The organism is Cyanobacterium sp. IPPAS B-1200 (genome assembly GCF_001747005.2).
In the GTDB taxonomy this organism is placed as follows: domain Bacteria; phylum Cyanobacteriota; class Cyanobacteriia; order Cyanobacteriales; family Cyanobacteriaceae; genus Cyanobacterium.
The window spans coordinates 1-25,424 of the sequence record NZ_CP182905.1; the positions used below are offsets into that span (position 1 = coordinate 1).

Genomic DNA, 25,424 nt, shown 5'->3' on the forward strand with positions numbered 1-25,424 from the left:
CCCTCAATCTAAATGTAAAAATAATGAATATCAATTCAAGCGTTCAAACTATAAAGATTTTTTTATAAAATCAATTAATGAATTTATCAGTTTACCTATACAATCTATTGATTTTTTACAATCAACATTAACTTTAATACAAAAGCATTTTCCAAAACCAGATTTTCCTTATTTATTACATATTTTATCTCAAATTGATACTTTATTATCTGATTTTAGGTTAGGTCAAGAATGTGTTAACGAGTTAGAAAAAATATTTTTTGATCAAAATACAAACCTAGAAACAAAAGCAAATATTAATAATAATTTTAATAGAAAAAATAAAGGTAAAAATAATAAAGATAAAGAACCGATATTAGTTAAAGATCAGATAAAAATATTAACGAGACTAATTATTTTCCAATTACGTGAAAAAGGATATTCAAAAGGACACATTCAAAAAACTCCCGACAATATTTTTTCTGGATATAAAATAGGAAACTATTATTATTTTGGTAAAAAAGATGATGAACCTGTTATTTTTACTTATTTTCCCTATAATGCTAATGATATTAATCTTAATAATCTTAATATTGGAGATAAAGTATATCAAGATAAACTTAAAACATATTTAGATAATTTAAAGGATTCAGATAGAATATTAGCCATTAAAAATTATTTTATTTCTGATACAAAGAAAGAAACATATATCTTCCAGTTGAAAGGATTTAAAGGAGCGGAAGACTTAAATATTCAATTTGGAAATGTTAGAATATATAATCCCAAAACCACAAAGTTGATCAAAAAATATTTATTAGACTTTGATGATTATGAATATTTTGGTAGTAAAAATGATGATATTCATTGTAATGGGGCTGTTACTTTAGATGTAATTGATTCAGAACAATCGAAACAAGAAGCTATTTCTAACTTAAATCAAGTCCTTAGCTTTATTTTGAGTAATCAAATGGATATTAAATATCCCATTAAAATAGAAACAAGATCAATTTCTATTATTGACGAAAATGGAATACAAAAAGGTTCTTTTAATGAAATAACCGAAGACGATTATAATTTTGAAGAATCAAGCGAACATATAAAGTTTATATATAATTTTTATCAATCTAAAATTATTTCTGAATTAAACTCCGTAGATAAACAAATAATCGAATCACTTAACTGGAAGAAAAAAGCTGTTGAATCATTTAACGTAAATGAAAAAATACTATGGTTTTGGGTTAGCTTAGAAAATTTAATGAACGATGGAAATAATAAAAGTTCAGAAAATATATTTTATTATGTTTCTAAATATTTAGCTATATATCAATTTTATAAATTTGTCTGGAAACATTATGGAAAATTAATAGATATTAGAAAACAATTGGTATACAATAGTTTCTCTACAAATGATCATAAGGATTTAAAAGAATTAGATTCAATATTAAGGTTAGACGAAATTAATACAAAAAATAATCTACTTGTTTATCCCTTAAAAGAATTCATAAAAAATATTGATTTAATTATTGATTTAATTAAAGCTAAATTTGAAAAAGAAGAATTACTATACTATCAGTTAGACTATTTAAGATCAATTTTTAATAATCCAGATACTTTAAAGAAACTATTAGTAGATTTTGAAAACATCTCTAAAGAAAAACTACTTTATGTTTATCGTATTAGAAACAAAATAGTACATAATGCTAATACTGAAGAAAATACTCTTAGTGAATATTATTCAGATTTTATTAGCCAAGCATCTAGATTAACTATAATTCAATTCATGACAAAAAGACAGAATAAAAATCTCAAGACTACAGAAAGTATATTAAATGACATACTTTATGATTTTAATAAACTAAAGTTGGATATAGAAATACAAGGTATAACAGTATTGTACGAACAATAGAAGTATAATTATTTCCTCTAATAAATAATTATTCAATGATTATGGATTTAGATGATACTAGAAATAATCAATATGGAGAGTGGTATTCTAGAAGAAATCCTTTAACCTTAGAAAAAATAAAGCCCTTAATAAGCTAGGCTCAAGCAGACTTGCCACTCGAACACACGACTTGAAGCCGACGTTCACTTACTAGCGGGCTTACTCTTATTATAGAATGTTTTTGTCCAAAATTACTTATTGTTGCAATACTCTCATTAAATAAAAAAATGTTAGCCCATGGTAAGCAAAACCAATGAAAAAGCCCTCGAAGACTTAATACAAGAGTGCCTTATCAATCAACAAAGCTATCACCTCGGAGAAAATAAAGACTTTAACCCCCAAATCGCCATAGACACCGCCAAACTATGGCAATTCCTCGAAACCACCCAACCAGAAGAATTAGAGAAGCTCAAATATAACCCCGACTGGCAGAAACTAATATTAGATAGGATAGACCGGAAAATCAAGAAAAATAGCGTCCTACACCTGCTCAAAAAAGGCTTAGACATCGATTCAGCGCACCTTACCCTATTTTATAGCCAACCCTACAACAACCTAAACCCCCAAATTCAAGCCAACTTTAACCAAAATATCTTTTCCGTCACCCGTCAAATTCACTTTTCCACCACCGATACCCCCCTATCCATCGACTTAGTAATATTTATCAACGGCTTACCCATCATCACCATTGAACTAAAAAACCAATGGACAAATCAAACCGTTTATGATGCCAAAAAACAATACTGCCGAAGGGATTACCAACAACCATTATTAAACTTCGGACGCTGTTTAGTACACTTTGCCGTTGATACCGATGAAGCATGGATGACAACCCGACTCAATGGCAAAAGCACCTATTTTCTCCCCTTCAACCAAGGAAATAACAATGGTAAAGGCAACCCCATCAACCCCCATGGACATAAAACTAGCTACCTCTGGGAAGATATTTTCAGCCGAAGTAGTTTAGCCAATATCCTTGAACACTTTGTTTTATTAGAAGGTAAACCCAAAGATGCGCTAAAAGATAAAACCCTTATCTTCCCCCGTTACCACCAACGAGACGTAGTTAACAAAATCCTCCTCGATGCACAGATAAATGGCACAGGTAAAACCTATCTAATTCAACATTCCGCAGGTTCAGGAAAATCCAACTCCATCACATGGTTAGCCTTCCAACTAATCCAACTCTATTCCCTCACCAAAGTTAATAACCAAGATAATAACCAATCATCAACAGCTAGTAACTCCACTAACCAAGAGAATAACCAATCATCATCAACCAGTAACTCCACCAACTCAGATAAAAACTATACCTCAACAAATAAAGAAATTCCATGGGATGAACCCTTATTTAACTCAGTTATAGTAGTAACCGATAGAACAAACTTAGATAGACAACTACGGGATAACATCAAAGACTTTTCCGAAGTTAAAAACATTATCGCCCATGCCCACCGCTCAGAAGATCTTAAAAACGCCCTTGAGTCAGGCAAAAAAATCATTATCACCACCATCCAAAAATTTAGATTTATCGTAGAAGGCATTGAAGGATTAAACCATAAACGCTTTGCCGTCATCATTGATGAAGCCCATTCTAGTCAAAGCGGTAGTTCAGCTGATACCCTTAATATGACCTTGAATAGTCAGTCAGAAGACGACAACCCCCCCGACAATCAAGATCAAATCTTAGAGGTGATGAATAACCGCAAACTGAGTCAAAACGCCTCTTATTTTGCCTTCACCGCCACCCCCAAAAATAGCACCCTAGAAAAGTTTGGTGTCAAACAAAACGATGGTAGCTTTCTCCCCTTTCATCTCTACTCCATGAAACAGGCTATTGAAGAAGGATTTATCCTTGATGTGTTGGCAAACTATACTACCTATAAAAGCTATTACGAGATTCAAAAATCCATTGCCGATAACCCCGAATTTGATACCAGTAAAGCCCAGAAAAAGATTAAAGCCTTTGTGGAAGGACATCGCAAAACCATCGCCACCAAAGCCGAAATCATGGTTAATCACTACCTTGAAAATGTGGTCAAACCCAAAAAAATGAAGGGGGAAGCAAGGGCTATGGTAGTAACCAAAAATATTACCACTGCCATTATTTATTTCCAAGAAATACAAAGGCTACTCAAAGAGAATAACGCCGATTTTCAAGCCATAGTAGCCTTTTCAGGCAAAAAGAAAGTAAATGGTATCGAACACACCGAGGAGAGCTTAAATGGCTTCCCTAGTAAGGATATAGAGAGTAAATTACGCACCGATGATTATCGCTTGTTGGTGGTAGCTAATAAGTTTTTAACGGGCTTTGATGAACCTTTGTTACACACCATGTATATTGATAAGAAATTAAGAGGAGTATTAGCGGTACAAGCCCTATCCCGTCTCAACCGCTGTAATAATAGGATGGGTAAAAATGATACTTTTATCCTTGATTTTGTCAATAGCACCACGGATATAAAACAAGCCTTTGACCCCTTTTATACTGCCACTAGCCTCACTGAACCTACTGATATAAATGTACTCCATGATTTAAAGGAAAGTTTGGATGAATTGGGGATATATGAACAGGAGGAGGTAAACCAGTTTAATCAGTTATTTTTTGCAGGGGTGGAAGCCCAACAACTCAGCCCGATTATTGATACGGCTTCTCAAAGGTTTAATTCTGATTTACAACTGAGTGAGGAGGATAAAATTGATTTTAAAGTTAAGGCAAAGCAGTTTGTGAAGGTATATGCGCAATTGGCTTGTTTGATTCCTTTTAATAATCTGGATTGGGAGAAGTTATATTGGTTTTTAAAGTTTCTTATCCCCAAGTTAATGGTTAAAAATCCCCAAGAAGCTCAACAGGATGAGTTACTTAATAGTATTGATTTGACTACCTATGGCATTGAAAGGGTTAGTCTTAATAGTCAGATTATGCTCACTGATGAAACCAGCGAGTTAAAACCCCAAAACCCTAACCCAAGGGGATACCACGGGGAAGAAAAGGAGTATAACACCCTAGAGGAGATTATCAATAGTTTTAATGAAACCTATTTCGGACAATGGGAGGCATCCCCCGAGGAGCAAAGAATCAAGTTAGTTAATATTGCTCAAAATGTGGCTCGTAATCCCGATTATCAAACTCAAGTGGTTGATAACCCAGATGCTCAAAATAGTCGCTTGGCGATCGCTCATCTAATCAAACAAGCCGTTAACCAAGAAAGACGGAAGGAGTTAAGTTTATATAAAAATTACTCCCAAGATCCCGATTTTCAAAAAGCCTTTGAGAATAGTATTATGCGTATCCTAGAAGCTACTTTGACTGATTCTAATATGAACCTTGATAATATGAAGTTTGGCTCTTAGGAAAGAATAGGGGTAAACATAGAGTTCCCACAACGAAGTCTATGTCTGCGCCGAATAGGCGTAAAGTCGAGATAAGTGCAAAATAGTGCAAGATAAGCTAAAGTCGTTATAGTAAATTCGTTCTAGCATAGATTGCCCGTCGTTGCACAAATGTTAATCACACCCAAATCTTTCTAGTCTGTTACTGAGGTTTTTCCAGAGCGAAAAAACTCTTGACGAAATAAAAACTTAAAGTTATATTAGTTTTGTTGCTCAAAAAAGGAAGCAAAACCTAACAAAGTCGCAACGCATTGTCTACCTCTTTAATAACTAACAACTAATCCAAGGGGTTAGTGTGTCTAAAAAAAAGATAAGGAGGTCAACTCAATGTTAGGTTTAAGATTTCAGGCTGTGGCATCACAATTAAGAGTATTAGCTTTTAACGCTCCTGATTTAAATGCTAAATATTTACTCTCTGTAGCTCAACAATATTCCCCTAAACGTGTCACATGGGCAATTTATAAAAGACATGATTTTAGTGATGTACTTGTACTTTGGGATGTGTTGAACATCGATGCTGTTATTGAGTTAGAAAATCAGGATGGTAAATTAGTTCGTGTGGGTATTTCTTTGGTAGAAAGTGAACAGAAAGGGAGCGAGCGCATTTATGAACTAAAAAGTCGTCGTTGGTATGGTATTCGTCAAGGGTTGAAGCTAGAACAATATTGGGTATTAGTGCTGAAGTGGAAAGATTTTCCTAAAGATAAAGGAGAATGGATTGATATTCTTTACCATGAAATTGATACTCCTGTGGATCATTCTGGTTGCCGTTTAATTATCTTGTAAAACAACGGAGAGGAGTTTTATCTCCTCTTTATTCGACATCCCATTGGGAATTGAGTCGAGATAATTGTGACATCTAATGTTAAAGATTTTCAAAGAGCCAAAATAGCCCTAGGATTACAAATCATGACACCAAAAGAATTGATTATTAAACTAGCTGAAAATTAGAATTAATTAGATAATTATGAGTCGTTTAATCTTAAAATTACCAGAAACACTACATCATAAATTAGCAAATCTTGCCAAAAGTGAAGGGGTATTATTCAATCAATATATTGTTTATGTTTTAAGCTGTCAAATTCATAAGAGCTATACCGTTGATGTTTTATCAGAAAAATAAATAGAACAACAAAAACCTGCTTTTAATCAATTAATTAAGGATTTAGGTACTCTTGAAGATGAAGAAATTAAGGCTATTTTAAGTCAAAGAGAAAAAGTAGATATTGATGAAGAATTACCCTTAGAAATTAGAAATAAATTAATTTCCAAACTTAATTAATATCTCTTACAACCACTCCGTCAAATATTAACATAAGTACCACTACCCTCATTCTTCCTCAAACAAAGATATTTCTGAGTAGTAGTAATGGAAGAATGACCCAAACTTTGTTGTAAGAGCGATAAATCACAACCCCCCTTAATGGCTTCCGTGGCGTGGGAATGACGTAACCAATGACAAGATAAATTATCCCCTAACCCTGCCTTTTTACCCACCCTTTTGAGCATATTGTGAGCCGTATTACGTTTCATGGGAGTATTACGCTTGGCAACCGTAAATAAATAATCAATACCCTCCTTTCTCAAACCTTGTAACTCTTGCCATAGGCTAGGATTAACCAATACCGTCCTCGGTTTATTACCCTTACCCACCACCGTTAAATTAACCTGCTCATCATCAATACTAAAATTTGCCCATGTTAAATTAATTGCCTCACTTACCCTTAATCCCAACCCAAACATCACCCTGATTAGTAATTTATCCCGGAGATTGTCAGTGTGACTCATTAACCGCTTCACATCCAAAGCACTCAATAGTTTTTGGGAGATAGTATCATTTACCTTGGGATTATCCACCAACACCGAAGGATTGAGGGGTAAATAACCCGTCTTTAAACAGTAAGAAAACAGACTCTTAATAACCATCAACTTTGCCTTGATAGTTGATATTTTTTGCTCCCTTAACTTGAGAGACTTAATATAATCCTGAATATCTTCCACCGAAATCTCGGCTAAATCCATCCCCGTAAACTCCAAAAAATGTTGAATGATATACCTATATTGCCGTTGGGTATGAATAGACTGCTTATTAGTTAGCCAACTGAGGATAATTTCCGAATCCTTCTGCGCACGAGTTACCCCTGTGGAGCGCACCATAATGCCCCCAAAAATTATTAGATTATTGAGATTATTATAGTTGAAAAAGTCAACTTCCTTTGGTACTTCCATCACTTGTAGTCTTTATTGGGGAAGTGATTCCCTGTTAGAATCCCTAATTTCAGTTGAGCAAATTAGGGTTCTTCAATCATCTTTCCGCCCTCTTGGAGACTCCCAGCATAGCTGTAATCAGCTTGGTGGTGAGAGGAATAGAGGGGCAAGGGTCATGTTGCATAGTTATATCCATCCTTTCGGTGTATGTGTTTACAATACTTATGACTAATACCTTGTACTAAACCGTTTTTGGTAGAAATATTAAAACTACCACTAGAACGAACTGCTACCCTCCCCGTATAAGTACCAATCTTCTTGCCTTTAGTAACAACAGCTTTGACTATATCCCCTGTTTGAAACCCTTGAACAAACTTAAAACGAGGCACATAGCGAGAAGGGAAACCGTATTTATCAGTACGACAAGATTGTCTAGTACCGTGTCCGTTAGCGATAATCGACAAAGGTTTAATTCCTTTTACTTTTAGTATTGGAGTAGATTTACCAACACAACAAGCATCTAACCAATGAGTCTTAGGTAAATTTTGTTGACACCGATTAAACTTAGTTAATCCGCCAGAACCTGTTTCTATAGGTAATCCAGTTTCTTTTAAGGTAGCAAAAAGAGCATTTCTGGTCATATTTACTGCCGCCGCATCTGCCAAAGGTTTTTTAGCTTGTTTTAATATTTTTTCTAATCGGGAAGAACCTTTAAGAAAATCTTTAATATCCTGAGTACCTTTTTTCGTGTTGCATTTGTGACAACTCAAAGTAAGGTTAGTTATAGAGTTTGAGCCACCTTTAGACTTAGGATGAATATGCTCAATTTCTAAGGGAACATCTTTTGCCCCACAATAAGCACATTCTCTGCCCCATTTCTCTAATAGATATTCTCTAGTCTCGTAACCAGCCAAAGCTCCTTGCTGATACTCTTTTCCTTGAATCTCTGGATTACGCATTAATTGCATATCAAAACGAACTAACTCAAAGCTAATTGCTGTTATGTTGGCAACTTTTTGTAATCTTTTAACCCACGCTTTAATATTTTCAACTCGACTTTGTAAGCTAGGGGGTAGCCAACCTTTAGGGCGAGTTCGGTTTAAGAATCTTGGCTTACGGTAGCGAGTCTTGCGGTTTCTTCTACTTCGCCGAAGTTGTCTTCTGGAAGTTAAAGAGTCTCGAATCGCAAAACCACGATGTTGTAATTCTGCGGCGAAAACTACTTCCCCTGACTTATCGTTCACTAAAGCAATACCTGTAAATTTAGCACCTGGATCAATTTTTAATCTTAAAGGTTTTACGTCAACTTCAAGGCAAGATTCTTTTAAAATCAAGGTAAAAGGAAATTGCTTATGAATAGCTGCTTTGCCGTTTCTTAAAAATTGTCTAGCTTGTGCTGGATGAATTGGATTTAATGGTTTGTAATTGGTATCAATCAAAAAAACTTTGGACATAATGTCCCTCCTTTCGGGTAATGTTAGCTTCGATAATGTTATTTGAGCTTGTTAGGCTAGTAGCACTGTCTCCCAAATGACTGTTTAACTACTAACGACAGAGCTTAAAACTAGCTTCGCATTCTAAGGTGTCTTAACTTAAATAACGTAGGTATTGCTACCTGAATCTGGTCAACTAGGGCTATTTCAAGCCCCCACTATAGTCGGTACTCCGATTTAGTGGTGGGTTGTTGACGGCAATGCCGTCAAGCTAATCCCAGATGTAAGTTAACAGCCAGATTAACCAATTTCATCACTTCCTGAGAGAGACTACCTACCACATCACCCTGTAATCTTTCCTTGGCAATAGTCCTGATTTGCTGTGCTTGAATCTTCGAGTCTTGGGATAAACCAGAATCCCCCTTACCAATAAACACCTCAAAAGGATAAACCTTCGTCACCTTAGAAGTTATGGGTAAAACCGTTATGGTAGAAGCCACCCGATTATTAATATCATTGCTGACTATCAACACTGGGCGAGTTTTAGCTACCTCCGAACCGATAGTGGGACTAAGATTGGCATAGAAAATATCACCACGTTTCATCACCTAACCCGTCTCCTGCTACTACATCCCAATCTGAGTCAATTTCCTTGTCAGCTTCCCTATAGGCATTTTCCAAGTCTTTTTCAAGCAGTAATCTTAACGCCTCTTCAACTACTTGTGAAGAAGACTTACACCTCCTGCTGTTTTTATAACTGTCGATGAATACTACCAAATCTTCAGAAATGGACACTGACATTTTTCTTACTGTCATAGCCTACCTAAAAGTAAATAAACTTACTACTACTTAATCTTACTACTTTTGTCAGGGGAGTAAAAATATTCTATTATTTTTTGCTCTTAATGTGATTAATGAACAATACAGTAGCTATTGTTCATATTATTCTAAAAACATTAATATGTGATAATCATTGATACTGTTTTTTTCTTACTTTTGGAAAACAAGAACTAACCAAGCTCATTTAATTTTTTTTCCCAAAATAATGCTTTACCCATTTGGGGATTCAACTCATAACCTCCAAACCCAAAGGCTTTATAAGCTGACTGAGCAACTTGATTTCCTTCTAATACTTCTAAAGTAAGTTTACAACAACCCAAATCTAAAGCAATTTGTTCGACTTTTTGCAACAATAACTGGGATATACCTTTACGGCGATAGGAAGAGACTACAATTAAATCATGAATATTGAGTAGTGGTTTACAGGCAAAGGTAGAAAATCCCTCTATTGCAATTACTAACCCTGCTGGTTCATCATCTACAAAAGCGAGAACGACATGAATTGATTCTCTCTTAAGAAGTTCTGCGGATAGATTCGCTTTAACATAGTCTGATAAACCTTGACCTCCTCCCATCGCATCTGAAGCATAGGCATCCATTAATTTAACAGTTGCATCAGCATGAACAGGTAATGTCAGATCTGCTTTGAGAATTTCAATCATTATTTTTTATTTACTAATATGGGTTAGTGAACTACTACCCGACCGCTTTAGCTCTCGTCGGGAGCTTCATCATTCAACAGCTCATGCTTCAAGACAGATTTATGTCCGCGTATTCATCCATCATTCCGCTATGGCTGAGAATGAGGACTTCTTTTGCCATTTACGTTAAGACTTCTAGCTTATTTATAGGTTGAATCGTGATTCAAATGTAAACTGAGTACCCTGAGATAGTTACCATCCCTTAAAGCAGTAGCTCTAAACTTTTTATTAATACGAAAACTATATATATTTTCTCCATTATTTCCCTTCTTAGAGTAAATTAACTCCCACTTTAAACCTTGATAACGGTAAAGTAGTTCCCAATCCATTTTACTTATTTTCTTTAAGGTATTTAAGACACTGTAAGCATCCTCCTTACTCAGAGAAAATAAATCTTTTTGGAAAACAGGGCTGTTTAAATCAAGCAAAATATTAGCCATTCAACTTACTTTAAAACTCCCCTTAATCATTAGTCTTAAATTTAGATGATAAAGAGCTTTCTAACTCCGCCAAATCAGTATGAGTAGGTTTATTATTACTAGCCCAATCCAAAGCCTCATCAAGTTTTGTAGCGTTATCTTTTTCTAATAACCATTGTTCATTATGGGGAATAAATTTACCGATTTTAATAGTCCAAACACCATATTCTGAGTTATCGATTAAAACGTTTTGACCTGCAAACTCTTTTCCTAAAGAAATTTGTCCGTTACTACCGATTGTTTTTATTTGTGCCATAGGAATATATTATATTTGTGCCTTATTATTAAATATAACAGTTTTTATAGGGTTTGAGAAACTAGGGGAGAAAAACAATGGCAAGGTTGAGATCATTGTTATATATATCTTTTCACTTCTCACTGCCCCTCATGACATGAACCCTATGTTTCGCCCCTTATATGCCTCAAATTGGTCGCTATCCAGATGATAGTAGTTCAATGTAAATGAAATAGCCATAGCATAATATTTAGACACCACTAGCAATTTAAAACGTTTGAGTAACAAATCTGCGAAAAGTGTCGTTAAGGTGAAGGGCTATCTAGTTACCAACTTCTTGGAGAAAACCCCACAAAGTTAACTTTGCTTCGATTTTAATTTGTTATTAATTAATCCATTAAAATGCTAAAGTTATTGATAGAAAATATTAATGTAGTTGTAAATATTATTTAAGTTTTTTCAGAAAATGAAATAGGTTAAAAACTTTTGTAAATAAATAATTCAGTTATTGGACTTATCATTACTATTTATTCTTTTGGTTTATATCAAACTATGAAGATTAGAGAAATATTATCACAATTTAAAACATGAACATCTTTAAGAATATTAAACAAAAAGCTCAAAACACAGGAAAGGTATTATTACCATTAGTTAAACAATATTTAGACGTAAATCCTGAAGAGCAAGAGATAATTATTAAACCACAAGCAACCTTATTCTTATGTAAACAAGTTCAGGGAAAAGTTGAAAAAATAAAAAGTTTAAAACCTGACGAAAAAAAAGGATTAATTGCTGATATTGAACATAATAGTATTAATATAACTATCCACTTCAATCCTGAATGTATCACTCTTAAAGAAGATTGTATTCAAGGGCAAATAAAGTTAATTAATAAACCCGATATTAAAACTGATTCAAAAGTTTATAATACTTTAATCGCTGGTTGGAAAGTCTTTTTAGGCGGTTATATTCCCCAATCGGCTTTACCTGAAAATGTTAAAGTTGAAGGGGATAAAGTATTTTATACATTTCCTCGTAATCAACTAAAAACCTTAGAAGCATTGTTAAAAGGCGTGAAAAATGAATCTGTTTTCAACACAGATATTAATGAAGGTCAGTTTACTATTAAAAGTAATGTTTCTCTTGACTGGAATAACATTGATATTCAGGCTTTTTTATCAAGTTTTAATTCAAAATAAAAGATTTGTCTTTTTAAAAACCCCTTTCGGTTAATTCATTTGAAAAGCTCTTGAAAAAAAACGTGACTTATTGCTTTTCCTCTCTCATTTGTTCAATGTCACGCCAAAATTCAGCCCTTGTAATATTTTTTAAGGTATCTTGACGCTCTTTTTTGACTTCTCCACGCATTAAAATGACGTGGATTCTAAGCAGATGTCGCTACACAGGTTAAAACCTGTTCGCTCCGCTTACGATATGATTTGTTTAACAAACTGGCATCATACCGTTTGGGGAGAGTCAATGCTCCCCTACGCACCTTGGCTAAGTCTAACCCTAGCTGTGTGCTTACTTTTTTTAATATATTAATCGCTCCTAAGCAATCGGCATTGATGGTTTTACCGTTGGCAATTTTGTACAATCCACGCTGTACCCTTTTTCCACTAAACTTATACTCCTTGGGTTTTTCACCATATTTTGGTAATAAGTCTCCGTCTAAAAAAGAGCTTTTGCTGGTGTAACTTTCTTCAGTTTCAGTAAACATAATACCTACTTCTCCTGCCAATTCCTTAATCCGATTTTTTAACCTCGCTGTAGGTAATTGAACAAAGTTTTGATTATTTTTTTTACCTAGATTAGCTTTAGTTTTTACTCCTACTCCCCATCCAAATACTATGTTCCCTATTTTATGAGCAAGGCAGTAATTGATTAAAAATCGAGCATACTTATTGACCGTATCTCGAATTTGACAATTCCGTTTGTGAGTGACCTCGTCTAAATTTTCATCCCAATAAAACTCTGATTTACCTTCCTTATATTTAGCTACAAATTTATTATATTTTTGGTTAATAAACTTTAGACGCTTACCACAAAGAATAAAACTTTTACCCTCAGTGCTGACTACTGTCAGAAGGTTTGAGACTCCGCTATCAATGCCGATAGCTTGAGAATAGTCTAGCCCTCTGGCTTTTCGCTCTGGAGATTTATAGACAAATTCTGCCCATAACTTCCCATTACTGGGAATAATTCTAAGCTCGGCGATATTGTCTTTAGTTATTCCTTTCCCACAAGGAATAGTTAACCTCCCTGTAACTAATTCATCTTTTTGACTTTTTGGAATAGAGATATAACAATGACTACCATCAGCAGTAAATCTTAAGTTTTGACCTGTAAAAACCACTGGATACAATCCATTTTTACGATAAATAGGTAGTTTTGGTTTATTTGATAACTCTCCTTTAAACCACATAGGTAAAAGTTTGTTGTAGGCTTTAAACCCCTCCACCGATGATTTTATGGTTTGTTGAGCTTGGCTTCCTCCTATAGCCTGATAGTGACAGTTATCTTTAAGTTCTTTGCATAACTGGGGATAACTAACTTTGACTTTCGATAACTTTAAACTTGTTCGATAAAAATCGTTTTTGTCAAAAAAAGTCCTTACAGAACACTGTTCAAAATGAGCTTGTCTAACAACATAAACTGCTGAGTTATACAGCTTATTTGACTGTTCACAAGCAAACTTTAAATAAGCATGACACTCATCATCAATATTATTAGTTAATAGTGTTTTAACTGTTTTATAATACATACATAAATTATAACATCGTTTAAATATAAAATGGCTGCTAAAACTAAATATTTGGGAGTAAAGTTATCGGAGAAAAGATTTCTTAAACTGAAAAAATATGCTCAATTAAAAGATATGACTATGACCCAAATAATTGAGTCATATATTGATCGTATTAGCTTGGACAAGGCACAGGCAGAATAAATTCTGCAACGTTCGTTTTGCCACCCGTTAAAACAGGTGGCTATTTCTCACTCTTTCTTCTTGGTATAATCACCATTTCCCCAACCCATTTCTTGTAAAAAACGGATAGTATCTACTTGCCCTAATTCTTTAACTAATGCTTGATAGCCTTTTTGTTTTAGTTCAATGGGAGTCATTGGTTATTGTCCTCTGATATTGCGGGTTTTAGTAAGCAATGACCTGATATTACCAGCCTTAGTTCTCTGTTTAACCCTATGTTGAGCATTAGCAATTACTTTTTCCAATAACTCAGGGTCATTTTGACAGATAGTGAAGTAGGCTTCCACCAGAGTTTCTAGGGTAATATCATTATCTTGGCAGAATTGGCGAATGTCATTATAAATGTCTTCTTCTAATCTTACCCCCATCTTTTTATTAACAATAGATGGTAAATTTGCTAATTCTTTTTCTAGAGAACTAATCATATCTTCTTCTGGTTTTTCTTCATTTATAGTGGATTTTCCCTCGTTTATTAATTGATCTTCACGAGGGGTTACTTTTACTTTAGGATTTTTACTTTCCTGTTTGATTTTATCTAGTAAGCTCATGGTTATTTATGATTGAGGTGACATCTGGGGATAAATAGGGTTGAATTTTGTCGAGTAAGCTAGTGATGGGATATTCTAGGTCTTCTTTTCCTATATCCCTTGGTAATACTTGCTCATTGATTGCTCGTTTATAAATATCACTTTCAAGGAGGTTAGGAAGCATTAATTCTTTACCCACTAATTCCTCCATTACCGTAATACTTTCCTTAGTGGTTTTAGTGGGATTTAACCCCACCCATTTAGCTCGAAATGGTATCACTCCCACCATAGTACTATTGCTCAATAGTGCTTGATAAGTTTTGAGTAAGTCTAAAGTTCTCACTAGGGATTGTACCCCCTTCACATTAGCTTCTGCGGGAATTGCCCAACAAGTACCTGCCCCCATGGATGTTAGGGCTAAGTGCGATCGCTCTGGGGGTGGGTCAATGATAACCATGGCAAAGTTACGAGTAATCTTATATTCAGGGTCAATATTAACCCCTACTTGATAAATCCTTTGTTTGAGAATAGTAAGACTCATACCAGAAGCCGCTAAATAATGATTAGCATTCTCTAACTGGTCAGTGGCGGGAATAATAAATAGATTATCCTCATTAGGTACAGGATGAATAGCACTGTAGAGAGGAACTTTATCCTCTCCATTGGTAATCACCTCCAAGAGAGTGGGGTGGTCATCAGGGGGTTCAACCTCTAAAAAAGCAGTTAAACTCGCTTGAGGGTCAGCATCAATGAATAATACAGGTAATCCCTTCCTTGCTAAGATTCTGCCCAACATTAATGCCACCGTAGATTTCCCTTGACCTCCTGCCAATGCCAGAGGTACAAAACAGGGACAGTCTTGTTTATACATTAGTTGTTATTTGTAAACTTAGTAATGATTATAGTTACAATGGTGCAATAGTGCAATAGCACTATAAAACAAGTAAAGTTTATTGCTTTTCGTATAAAGTATTTTAGAATAAAAGTCAATTATTGCTATAGTTTAATAGTAGTAAGTATTAAACTAAACTATGTCCGAAGATGAATAGTCGTTATCCCGATAACTGGAATGAGATAGCCTTTAAACAAAAGGAGAAAGTTAAATGGCGTTGTCAAAAATGCGGTGTGCAGTGCATTAAACCAGGGGATAAGACGGCTCATCTTAGTAAATCAGACCGTGCCAAAATAACTATGGTGGTTCATCATTCTAATTATCAACCAGAGGATAACAGAGAAGAAAACTTGGTTTGCCTTTGTACGGCTTGTCATCTGGGCTATCACACCAGAAAGCGTGGGAATATCAGCATCGGTCAGTTATCCCTAGATTTAGACTTTTAGGGTAAAGACTTTAGCCTAGATTGGTGACAGCTTCGCTAGTTTTTTCCCTATGTGGTGATAGCTTACAGCCCTTACCTATGTTTACCTCAAATGCGTGAGAAGATATACACTTTATTAACTACAGCCCTTATCATTAACTCATGAGAGAAGAAGAAGAAACGCTTATATATTACATCTCACCTACCAATAAAATTCACTCTAACCAATGCCGTCACTTCAAGGCAGATACTGACGGGTGGCAAAAAATGAGTTCTTATTCAGAGGCAATCTCCACAGGAGCTAAACCTTGTCAGATTTGTTGTTCTCAAATCTCTGTTTCCCCCATTGAAACTACGAATAAACAACAAGATTTATTGACCCAACCAGTTACCGATTTCTCCAAATCCTCTAGTCAGGAAGATGTTAAAACCTCCGGGAAGAAGAATAAGCGCAGTATTGCTTGTTCTATAACCTCTTTCAACACTACTGAAAAACTGAAAACTACCAGTACGCAACAGGATTTATTTACTCAGCCAGTCACCAAACAACCCCAATCCTCTAGTCAGAACGATGTTAAAACTTCTAAGAAAAAGAGTAAGAATAAGAAAAAAACCCCTGCTAAAAGGTATAAAATCCTTGCAGGTAATGGATGTCATCAAGCGATCTCAGAAGTGCAAGGTATCTTAGTACCCCCCATTGATGATGAGAGTAGCTACCAGTTGATATTACCCGATGGTTTAGCCCTTGAAGCCACTTTTAGCAATCCTTATCTTGAGTCATTAGCTCTTAAGCAACCTAATATTTTAGGGGTACATTGGTTTCGGGGTTATCCCAAAATGCAGGATACTAAATTAGTCAGCTTTCAGATTGTGGGATGGGATGGCAATATGCCCACTAATGAGCAAGGATGGGAAAGATGGGAATTTATTGGACTTTGGACATTACAAAAAAATCTCACAGTTCAACGTTCTATTACAGCCCGAACGGTTAGAAAAGAAGCTAGACAAACAGGGTTTATTACAGAATTTAAGTTTACTTTTAGCAATACCGAAGATTGGATCCAAGAAAAAAAGCTCTGGATTGGTTACGTTTATAAACTACTATGTTGCAGGGAAGAAGATACTCTCAAAATTCAGAAGGTAATACCTTATGCTTGTCCTCGGGTTAAACCAGTACCTAAACCTAAGCCTGTCAATAAAAAATCCAAGCACATCACACTCATTGAAAACTTACAAAGGGTTGATTTAAACCCTGTAGAGGAAACTGAAGCTGTGTTGGAATTACTATCAATCCAGTTAAATCTAGGTGTTGAGGAAATAGTCAGTTTGCTCTATCGAATCCGTAGTGATGTCTTAAAGGAAAAATCAGATCACAACGTTGTGATCCAAAAAATTGAATCAATATTTGACTCATTGGGATTGTTAAATTGGCAGTCCTTTGTGACTCATCGCCTACCATTACTGAACCTTCCTGCTGATATTCTTGAGATTCTCAGACAAGGAAAGATTGCATATACCAAGGCGATCGCCCTTAGTAAGATTAAGGATGAGGAGTTGAGGGAACAATTAACCCAAGAAGCAGTGGAACAGAAGCTATCACTGAGGGATTTAAAAACTCTCATTTCTGAGATGACTAAACCTGAACAGCAACCTGAACCACAGGAAAGCAAAACGATTGAGAGTGTAATCAAAACCACTGCTAAAGAATTGACTAAAACAAAACTGTGGAAGTCAAACCCTCAGAAGTGGAAGAAGGTAGAAAAGCTAATCAAGGAAATCAATATGCTTTTGATTGAGGAGGAATAGAAAAGCGAAAAGGAACGCACGGATCTCTTATGTGTGTTCCTTTTTCTAGTATATTAAGCTACCTGTTATTTTAATGAAAAGCTAAGAATTAAATATATTCCTGTGGCAATAGTTGATAGCATCATGGATTTAAACGCTCGAAAAGTTCCTGTATCCATTATCCTTAAACGCCTTGATTAATTCGCGCTACACCTTCTGACATTTTCATGTTAAAACAGACCTTTAATCTATGCAGTGTAAGGATTATAGGATTTTAGTTTGTAGCTGACAAAAACTAAATAAACCCTGAAGTTATTGATATATATGGGTTAGATCTGTAGTTTAGACTAAGAAAAAATTGTAAGAGAATAAGTAAGCTAACAAAGATTAGCTCAAAAAGAAGATAAATGAATTTAATAATGGCTTAAAAGTTATTTTTTTGGTCTTTTTTTAGTCTTGGATAAACGCTTTTTAACCATGGGATAGACTTTAGCCTTATTTCTTTTTCGACCTTTAGGCCAACCATGGGATTTTCCTCGACTTTTAGGAGAAAGGGTAGGACTTCCAATGTCCATCAATAATGAAGTCATAGACAGAGCCACTCTTCCGGGGGTTAAATTCTGTTGAGGTTTTTGCCATGGCAGATGATATTCTTTGACTAAATCCTTGGATAACCATAACTGCCAAGTAATATTGACAATTAAATTGCTCCACCTTTGACAACTCTCAGGGGTGCGAAAATGGGGTAACGTCCAATGTAATCTTTGCTTGGCGAAACGATACCAGTGGTCCACACCAAATCGTCGGCTGTATTGAATCCAAATATTGGAAGAAGATAAAAATTGCTCTCCCACCCAGATTAACCACAGTGGGCGATGTAAAGCACCAGTTTTTTTCTGCTTCAATCGTTCAATTTTAAACAGGGTTAGCTTTTGTGAAGGGGCATTGTAGAAATGAAGTTCTTTCCATTTACTCATCCGTATTGTTCCTAGGGATGAGTCTTCCATTTCTAATATTTCATGGGCATGGGGAAAATGGTCACATTGATTTAATTTCAACTTTGCCCCATGTTTTTTCGGTCTGCCTCTACCGCTATAGGCTGGAGGATTACCATAAAGACATAGATTAGAACGTACTCTAATCAACTTACTGATTTCAATATCTGCGGTTTGCTTAATAAATTTGCCATTGCCATACTCACAATCCAACACCACCAATTTCGGTTTATTTTCTGGCAATTTTCTACACACTTGCCTTAGTTGCCATGTTGCTTTACCCAGAGGATTTTCAAAGGATGTGATTCTTTCATGTCTTAAAGGTAATGCCCAACTTCCTTTCTCATTCAATGGTGGTAACCAAGCGATGGTGCTATATCCTTGTCCTATGACCGATGAATTGATGGATGACGAAGAATATTGATAACCTCTATCTTTCATGGTGGGACTATCTTCAAACTTCCACTGAGTATGATCTATACCTAGTAATGTATATTCTAAGGTGTCTATTTCTTGAATATATCGTTTCATCAATTTGTTGCTGTTCGGACGACAATCTTTTATGGCTTCATAGGTACTACACCATTGCCGATGGAAAAAAGGTGATAAAGAAAAATCTGCCAAACTACGAGCATTTTCCGTGGTCATAACACTATCCATCAATTGAAAAGTGGCATCTTTACCTTTGACTAACATTTCATAGGTGTCATGACGGAAATTTTCCAGTCTGCTATATTTGTTCATAGAGAGAAGATTTTATTTTTGCTTATTTATATTTTCTCTCTATTTTTCTTTTATGTCTTTTCTTTTCTCATTCCTCTCTACATTTAGTCTAAACTACAGTTAGATACTATTTCTAACATGAATTGTTGAAAGGTGTAGCACGTTTTTGAGAAAAACACCCCAATCATAAATTGTCGTGGGGGTGGAGCGTTGCGTCCTTTCGTCTTTCAACACCATCCATGATGGTGATAACGACAAATTAGCATCCCCTAGATACCACAAACCGCATGGCTAAAAGACTTCCCTCCTCCACGCTCCCTATCTAAGAATTAAATCAGAGAGAGAAGGTGCGCCTTGAGGATAAAGAGAAAGGAGTCGTAGGGGATATTTAAGTGAGGGTTATCAAGAACCGTGGACTTCCACAATGTTAATGCCGTTTTCTGGGAAACACGCTTTTGAATCAATAATACCGAGAGGTCTAGGGTTTCAAGATATTGAAATAGTTGAGCATTTTGACTAATGTTTTTTGCCTTGTTATCATTCTTGACTTTAGTTGTGGCAGTAGTTTTATTCTTAGTAGTGGTAGTCGTTGTCTTAATTGATGGGTTTTCAATAAATAGTTTATGAAGTAGAGCAATCCGCAAGGCATCCCCAATGGCACTATGAATAGATAGCTTTATTTTATTTCTTACATGGGGAGGAAGATATTGAAGTATAGTCTCAGAATTGACGTTAAATTGTTCACTAATATCTTTTAAGGCAACTTTACCAAGTTCATCTTGTAAGTCAATCAGACTATAGTTTGAGAGATTTAAACCACAATCATTAAGAATTTGTTTATCATGTGTTTTATCCCAAAAAACAAGAGTTTTCATTTTTTTAAAGGGTGATATAGTCTTCAGAATGTTTGCTCGTACTTCTTGAAGTTTGATATTAGGAGCAAACGTCAAAGATCTGAAACAAAGATATTGATCTCCCCACCAAGCTAAACCCAACTCAGTCGGTCTAAACTGCCCATTTCCTTCACGGGTAAACTCAAAATCAAGATAGCCGATATTCCTTAACTGATTCTTATTTGCCATAGTCCATGTTCTTCAAGATACGCTGTTCTTCAAGATACACTTGCCTGTGTAATAATCGTGCCATTAAGATTGATTCTTTAAAATCCCCCATAAGAAATCTACGGTAGGCATTCAGTGAGTACATTATTTTAGTTGAGAAGATATTTATAAAATCAGTTAGGTGTAAAGTCTTGTAGAGTTAACTATCTCACCACGGACTGAGAGTCATTTAATTTTAGTTGAGGAGTTATTAAATAGTTTTGGGTGATACTCCACCGATTATTTTTGTGGCACTTCCCCCGAAGTCTAACGCCAACAACAGCGTTTCTTTTTTCTTTGTTACCATTTTTTTTCTTTATCTTTTATACTATTTTTGTACCATAGCTTTTTAGCCCCATTTAGGGTCTAATTTCAGGGTTTTTTTCATTTTTTGACCAATTTTTTTCACAATTTTTTGTTTTTTTTACCATGTTAGCCCCTAATCAAGTACAATTTACTCTATCCTAAATCATTTTCAAACCCACTAACACCCCCATTTCTCCCCAGAACGGCTGTAACCACGCAAACCCGTTTAAACCAGCCATTTTTCGCTAAGTAAATTTTTTTAGGCTAGGATTCAATTGTTTAGGAGTAAAATAGGGTTAATTGTTATGGATTGAAATTAAAATCCATAAAAAAGGGCAGTTTTTAGAGCAAATTTAAGAGGGTTCGGGCATGAACAAAATAATGAGGTGCGCAATAGTATTGGATGAGGAAGAAAGAGAGAAAGCGATCGCCCTTAGTGAAGAAATGAAAATAAGTGTATCGGCATTATTTCTGTAGTTTAGACTAAATGGAAAGTGGAGCAAGGAAGGACAAGACATAAAAGAAAAATAGAGAGAAAATATAAATAAGCAAAAATAAAATCTTCTCTCTATGAACAAATATAGCAGACTGGAAAATTTCCGTCATGACACCTATGAAATGTTAGTCAAAGGTAAAGATGCCACTTTTCAATTGATGGATAGTGTTATGACCACGGAAAATGCTCGTAGTTTGGCAGATTTTTCTTTATCACCTTTTTTCCATCGGCAATGGTGTAGTACCTATGAAGCCATAAAAGATTGTCGTCCGAACAGCAACAAATTGATGAAACGATATATTCAAGAAATAGACACCTTAGAATATACATTACTAGGTATAGATCATACTCAGTGGAAGTTTGAAGATAGTCCCACCATGAAAGATAGAGGTTATCAATATTCTTCGTCATCCATCAATTCATCGGTCATAGGACAAGGATATAGCACCATCGCTTGGTTACCACCATTGAATGAGAAAGGAAGTTGGGCATTACCTTTAAGACATGAAAGAATCACATCCTTTGAAAATCCTCTGGGTAAAGCAACATGGCAACTAAGGCAAGTGTGTAGAAAATTGCCAGAAAATAAACCGAAATTGGTGGTGTTGGATTGTGAGTATGGCAATGGCAAATTTATTAAGCAAACCGCAGATATTGAAATCAGTAAGTTGATTAGAGTACGTTCTAATCTATGTCTTTATGGTAATCCTCCAGCCTATAGCGGTAGAGGCAGACCGAAAAAACATGGGGCAAAGTTGAAATTAAATCAATGTGACCATTTTCCCCATGCCCATGAAATATTAGAAATGGAAGACTCATCCCTAGGAACAATACGGATGAGTAAATGGAAAGAACTTCATTTCTACAATGCCCCTTCACAAAAGCTAACCCTGTTTAAAATTGAACGATTGAAGCAGAAAAAAACTGGTGCTTTACATCGCCCACTGTGGTTAATCTGGGTGGGAGAGCAATTTTTATCTTCTTCCAATATTTGGATTCAATACAGCCGACGATTTGGTGTGGACCACTGGTATCGTTTCGCCAAGCAAAGATTACATTGGACGTTACCCCATTTTCGCACCCCTGAGAGTTGTCAAAGGTGGAGCAATTTAATTGTCAATATTACTTGGCAGTTATGGTTATCCAAGGATTTAGTCAAAGAATATCATCTGCCATGGCAAAAACCTCAACAGAATTTAACCCCCGGAAGAGTGGCTCTGTCTATGACTTCATTATTGATGGACATTGGAAGTCCTACCCTTTCTCCTAAAAGTCGGGGAAAATCCCATGGCTGGCCTAAAGGTCGAAAAAGAAACAAAGCTAAAGTTTATCCTACGGTTAAAAAGCGTTTATCTAAGACTAAAAAAAGACCAAAAAAATAACTTTTAAGCCATTATTAAATTCATTTATAGCGTTTTTGAGCTAATCTTTGTTAGCTTACTTATTCTCTTACAATTTTTTCTTAGTCTAAACTACAGTTATTTAGGTCAGTGCTATATGAAAGAATACCGAGAACACCAAAGAAGGAAGTAGTGAAGGCATTATTGAAGATGGGAGATGCGAGAAATCAGATAGAGGAACTACTAGAGGTGATACCTTCCGAACATCAGAGAAAGTTGAGAGAATTTGCAGAAGCGTTAGATGAAGTAGAGAGAGCAATTTTGATATGCCAGTAGCAAAACAAGTAAAAGGGAAAGAGTTTTATGATTGTATTTCTTATGTATTAGATAAGGATGAGAAAGAAATCTTAGAGAGTAACTTGTCGGGTAAGACTCCGAGCGCACTTAATAAGAAGTTTGAATTATGTTGTAGGTTAAACCAGAAAGTTAGATTTAAGGTTTACCACGCTACTATCTCATTTCCCCCAGAAGATGAAGTAGATGATAAGAAGCTAAAGGCGATCGCCCATGATTATTTATATGGGATGGGGTTTGGAGAAGAACAACCTGACTTGGAACAGTTAGAGAAGGAGGAGAGGATAAAAGATAAAGATAAGATGTTTGGGGATAAATCGTTGGCAGTACCCTATCTAGTAGTGAGACATGATGACACTGAGAATAAACATATTCATATAGTGGCAGGTAGAGTAAGACATGATGGAAGTTGTGTCTCTAGCTATTGGGATTATCGCAAGTCAGAACAAGTGCTGAGAATGCTGGAAGACTACCATGGATTATCAAGCCCACAGGGAGCGATCGCCCTTAAAAACCTACGGAAAATCTTAGATAGGTGCAGAGAAGAATGTAGTAACTTTGATGACCTCAAGGAGATGTTGAGGGAACAAAGTGTAAACGTTTACAGCAAGAATAATGGCATTGTATATGGTTATAAGGATAAGCATTATAAGGGTAATACCCTCGGGGCGAAATATACCCTACAAGGAATGAGCAAGGTATTGCAACAGAGGGGAATAGAAAAGTATCAAAGCCCACCGCCAAGGTTAGACGTGGAAAATGAAACTATTAGGGCAGAATTAGAAACCCATAGGGATACCTTGGAACGGATATTAAAAGAAGAACAGGTTGAGAACTTCAAGGGTAAACATTACGAGGTGCAGAGGAATAAGAAAAGTTTAATTATCACGAAGATTGATAACCCAGAGGAAAAGGTGAAATGGGTAAAACCTGCACCGACAATGCCATGGATACTGAGTAACTTTAAATTCACCGAGGATACCTTCAATGACTTTAGCGAGAAGATGAGAACAACGAGGGAGAACCTAGAGAAGATGGAAAAAGATAGGGTATTGAAGGAGGAAGCAGTAAGAAAACAGCAGGAGATTCAAGAAAAGTTGGCTACTGTTGGCACACAAACAGCGCCCCCTAGCAGAAGACGAGGAAGGTAACGAGCGCACTTTAAGACATGATAGTTTGAGTAGTACCAAGAAGAGATGAGGAAGATTAAGAATGGAGCAAAGTGAAATCCGCTACCGTAATAAAACCATTAGTGATTATCACTTGAGTCGGACATGGGATGAAAATAAAGAATTTCTCTTAAAATCAGAATTGATAATGAGTAGCAAAACTTTAATGCCAATGTATCCTTATGTTGTAGAGGATGAGTGGGAAGTAATAGCCGACAAATCAGACGAAGGCATGGGCGATTTAGTATTCACCGATGGTAACGGTAATTTTGCAGTGGTAGAAGTGAAATATCTCGACTTGCACAGCACGGGAGGAACAGCATCTAGTCGGAGAACCAAGAAAAGGCAGAAGGTGAAAGAACAAGCCGTAAAGTATGCAGAGATTTACAGGAAGAAAAAGTTTGTCAAATCAGTTAAATCTTTTATCTTCACCAATGAGATGAGACGACCCACAGAAATCCGTCTAGTTCCAAGACCGATTTTGAAAGTTTAAAAGACGAGCACACCGTAATCCCAATCTATAAAGCACTTGTGGGGAGGAGCGTTACGTATCTTGTTTTTTGCTCATCACCTATGGTGATAAGACACGAGAGTTATATGATATTAACCCGTTGACCTTTATCTGGTGGCACAAAAAACTGCACTTCCTACACGCTCCCGATGTAACGTTCCTTTATAATATCTTAAGATTTTTTTAAGATGTGTGAGGAAATGTACAATCTAGTTTTTATCCAAGCCCGTGGCGGTCAGACCATGAGTGAGAGATTAGTGGAAATAATCAGAGAGTGTCCCCAAGGATGTACCGCCATGGAGTTGAGTGAGAAGGTAAATCGCCCCATCTCCATGATTAATACTTATATAAAAGGATTAATCCGCACTAAGCAGGTTAGGACAAGAATCCACAAGAAAAGTGGAAAACGATTAATTTATTCTCGCCTTTAAGGGAAAACTAGCGAAGCTGTCACCAAGAGCAATCTGAGCTGAAACTAATTTACTTAGCTTATCTTGCACTTCTTTGCTCTTATCTCGGCTCAACCCCTTCATGAGCTTTTATCCGGCTAAATTCGCAGCGGGTTTTTAAAAACTATTGGAATCCAGTTAAAATGGAGATACT

Annotated in this window: 26 protein-coding genes; 13 read left to right on the forward strand and 13 right to left on the reverse strand. The window is 35.7% G+C overall.

The features are described 5' to 3' along the window. Positions 1–697: 697 nt before the first annotated feature. The 4 genes from A5482_RS15160 (at position 698) to A5482_RS15175 (ending at position 6,440) form a co-directional block, all read left to right on the forward strand. A complete protein-coding gene (locus tag A5482_RS15160; RefSeq protein WP_069790986.1) occupies positions 698–1,885 on the forward strand; it encodes a hypothetical protein in 1,188 nt (395 codons plus the stop codon). A gap of 276 nt (positions 1,886–2,161) precedes the next feature. Next, positions 2,162–5,278, forward strand: coding sequence for a type I restriction endonuclease subunit R (locus A5482_RS15165; RefSeq protein WP_069790987.1), 3,117 nt, complete (start codon positions 2,162–2,164; stop codon positions 5,276–5,278). A 366-nt stretch (positions 5,279–5,644) separates the two neighbouring features. Next, on the forward strand, positions 5,645–6,103 hold the full coding sequence (locus tag A5482_RS15170) for a hypothetical protein (RefSeq protein WP_069790988.1): 459 nt from the start codon (positions 5,645–5,647) through the stop codon (positions 6,101–6,103). Positions 6,104–6,284: 181 nt separating this feature from the next. Continuing rightward, positions 6,285–6,440 (forward strand): toxin-antitoxin system HicB family antitoxin, encoded by a 156-nt coding sequence (locus tag A5482_RS15175; RefSeq protein WP_201150067.1) that lies wholly within the window; start codon positions 6,285–6,287, stop codon positions 6,438–6,440. Between the two features lie 179 nt (positions 6,441–6,619). Here the strand turns inward: A5482_RS15175 and A5482_RS15180 are convergent, their stop codons facing one another. The 7 genes from A5482_RS15180 to A5482_RS15210 form a co-directional block, all read right to left on the reverse strand. Then, positions 6,620–7,546 carry a tyrosine-type recombinase/integrase gene (locus tag A5482_RS15180; RefSeq protein ID WP_083260434.1) on the reverse strand — a complete coding sequence of 309 codons (927 nt, stop codon included), beginning with the start codon at positions 7,544–7,546 and terminating at the stop codon, positions 6,620–6,622. A 152-nt stretch (positions 7,547–7,698) separates the two neighbouring features. After that, entirely contained in the window at positions 7,699–8,979 is a 1,281-nt protein-coding gene (gene iscB, locus A5482_RS15185; protein ID WP_069790989.1) for an RNA-guided endonuclease IscB, read from the reverse strand. Between the two features lie 245 nt (positions 8,980–9,224). Next, entirely contained in the window at positions 9,225–9,563 is a 339-nt protein-coding gene (locus A5482_RS15190) for a type II toxin-antitoxin system PemK/MazF family toxin (RefSeq protein ID WP_069790990.1), read from the reverse strand. After that, entirely contained in the window at positions 9,550–9,759 is a 210-nt protein-coding gene (locus A5482_RS15195) for a ribbon-helix-helix domain-containing protein (protein WP_242411963.1), read from the reverse strand. Before A5482_RS15195 ends, A5482_RS15190 begins: the two co-directional genes overlap by 14 nt. A gap of 209 nt (positions 9,760–9,968) precedes the next feature. Further along, a complete protein-coding gene (locus A5482_RS15200; protein ID WP_069790992.1) occupies positions 9,969–10,460 on the reverse strand; it encodes a GNAT family N-acetyltransferase in 492 nt (163 codons plus the stop codon). A 179-nt stretch (positions 10,461–10,639) separates the two neighbouring features. Next, positions 10,640–10,939: a hypothetical protein gene (locus tag A5482_RS15205; protein ID WP_069790993.1), complete on the reverse strand. Its 300-nt coding sequence runs from the start codon at positions 10,937–10,939 to the stop codon at positions 10,640–10,642. 22 nt (positions 10,940–10,961) lie between these two features. Continuing rightward, on the reverse strand, positions 10,962–11,234 hold the full coding sequence (locus A5482_RS15210) for a hypothetical protein (RefSeq protein ID WP_069790994.1): 273 nt from the start codon (positions 11,232–11,234) through the stop codon (positions 10,962–10,964). A gap of 566 nt (positions 11,235–11,800) precedes the next feature. Here A5482_RS15210 and A5482_RS15215 point away from each other — a divergent pair. Then, entirely contained in the window at positions 11,801–12,412 is a 612-nt protein-coding gene (locus A5482_RS15215; protein ID WP_069790995.1) for a hypothetical protein, read from the forward strand. A 185-nt stretch (positions 12,413–12,597) separates the two neighbouring features. Here the strand turns inward: A5482_RS15215 and A5482_RS15220 are convergent, their stop codons facing one another. Further along, a complete protein-coding gene (locus A5482_RS15220) occupies positions 12,598–13,977 on the reverse strand; it encodes an RNA-guided endonuclease InsQ/TnpB family protein (RefSeq protein WP_069790996.1) in 1,380 nt (459 codons plus the stop codon). Positions 13,978–14,007: 30 nt separating this feature from the next. Between A5482_RS15220 and A5482_RS15225 the strand changes: the two genes are divergently transcribed. After that, on the forward strand, positions 14,008–14,160 hold the full coding sequence (locus A5482_RS15225) for a CopG family transcriptional regulator (protein ID WP_083260435.1): 153 nt from the start codon (positions 14,008–14,010) through the stop codon (positions 14,158–14,160). A gap of 47 nt (positions 14,161–14,207) precedes the next feature. Here the strand turns inward: A5482_RS15225 and A5482_RS15230 are convergent, their stop codons facing one another. Genes A5482_RS15230 through A5482_RS15240 form a run of 3 tightly spaced genes read right to left on the reverse strand, consistent with a single transcriptional unit; the run spans position 14,208 to position 15,597 of the window. Beyond that, a complete protein-coding gene (locus A5482_RS15230; RefSeq protein ID WP_255365544.1) occupies positions 14,208–14,336 on the reverse strand; it encodes a hypothetical protein in 129 nt (42 codons plus the stop codon). 3 nt (positions 14,337–14,339) lie between these two features. Next, entirely contained in the window at positions 14,340–14,747 is a 408-nt protein-coding gene (locus tag A5482_RS15235) for a hypothetical protein (protein ID WP_069790997.1), read from the reverse strand. Next, positions 14,731–15,597: a ParA family protein gene (locus A5482_RS15240; RefSeq protein ID WP_069790998.1), complete on the reverse strand. Its 867-nt coding sequence runs from the start codon at positions 15,595–15,597 to the stop codon at positions 14,731–14,733. Before A5482_RS15240 ends, A5482_RS15235 begins: the two co-directional genes overlap by 17 nt. 170 nt (positions 15,598–15,767) lie before the next feature. On the opposite strand from A5482_RS15240, the gene A5482_RS15245 reads away from it, so the two are divergent. Both A5482_RS15245 and A5482_RS15250 read left to right on the forward strand, forming a co-directional pair. Beyond that, positions 15,768–16,064: an HNH endonuclease gene (locus tag A5482_RS15245; protein WP_069790999.1), complete on the forward strand. Its 297-nt coding sequence runs from the start codon at positions 15,768–15,770 to the stop codon at positions 16,062–16,064. Positions 16,065–16,204: 140 nt separating this feature from the next. Further along, the gene (locus A5482_RS15250) at positions 16,205–17,848 is read left to right on the forward strand and encodes a ParB/RepB/Spo0J family partition protein (RefSeq protein WP_446684866.1); all 1,644 of its coding nucleotides are present in this window, start codon (positions 16,205–16,207) and stop codon (positions 17,846–17,848) included. 410 nt (positions 17,849–18,258) lie between these two features. Here A5482_RS15250 and A5482_RS15255 read toward each other — a convergent pair whose 3' ends face one another. Beyond that, positions 18,259–19,566 carry an NF041680 family putative transposase gene (locus A5482_RS15255; RefSeq protein ID WP_446684867.1) on the reverse strand — a complete coding sequence of 436 codons (1,308 nt, stop codon included), beginning with the start codon at positions 19,564–19,566 and terminating at the stop codon, positions 18,259–18,261. 308 nt (positions 19,567–19,874) lie between these two features. Then, positions 19,875–20,627 (reverse strand): hypothetical protein, encoded by a 753-nt coding sequence (locus A5482_RS15260; protein ID WP_069791707.1) that lies wholly within the window; start codon positions 20,625–20,627, stop codon positions 19,875–19,877. 894 nt (positions 20,628–21,521) lie between these two features. Here A5482_RS15260 and A5482_RS15265 point away from each other — a divergent pair. The 5 genes from A5482_RS15265 to A5482_RS15285 all read left to right on the forward strand — a co-directional run bounded on the left by A5482_RS15265 (position 21,522) and on the right by A5482_RS15285 (position 25,252). After that, positions 21,522–22,829 carry an NF041680 family putative transposase gene (locus tag A5482_RS15265; RefSeq protein ID WP_446684748.1) on the forward strand — a complete coding sequence of 436 codons (1,308 nt, stop codon included), beginning with the start codon at positions 21,522–21,524 and terminating at the stop codon, positions 22,827–22,829. A gap of 168 nt (positions 22,830–22,997) precedes the next feature. Continuing rightward, on the forward strand, positions 22,998–23,123 hold the full coding sequence (locus tag A5482_RS15270) for a hypothetical protein (protein ID WP_446684861.1): 126 nt from the start codon (positions 22,998–23,000) through the stop codon (positions 23,121–23,123). Then, positions 23,114–24,292 (forward strand): relaxase/mobilization nuclease domain-containing protein, encoded by a 1,179-nt coding sequence (locus A5482_RS15275; RefSeq protein WP_446684862.1) that lies wholly within the window; start codon positions 23,114–23,116, stop codon positions 24,290–24,292. The genes A5482_RS15270 and A5482_RS15275 overlap by 10 nt, the downstream gene beginning before the upstream one ends. Before the next feature lie 61 nt (positions 24,293–24,353). Further along, positions 24,354–24,803, forward strand: a complete 450-nt coding sequence (locus tag A5482_RS15280; protein ID WP_069791542.1) for a hypothetical protein — start codon at positions 24,354–24,356, stop codon at positions 24,801–24,803. 218 nt (positions 24,804–25,021) lie between these two features. After that, complete coding sequence (locus tag A5482_RS15285) at positions 25,022–25,252, forward strand: hypothetical protein (protein ID WP_071891728.1); 231 nt, start codon at positions 25,022–25,024, stop codon at positions 25,250–25,252. Positions 25,253–25,424: the final 172 nt, after the last annotated feature.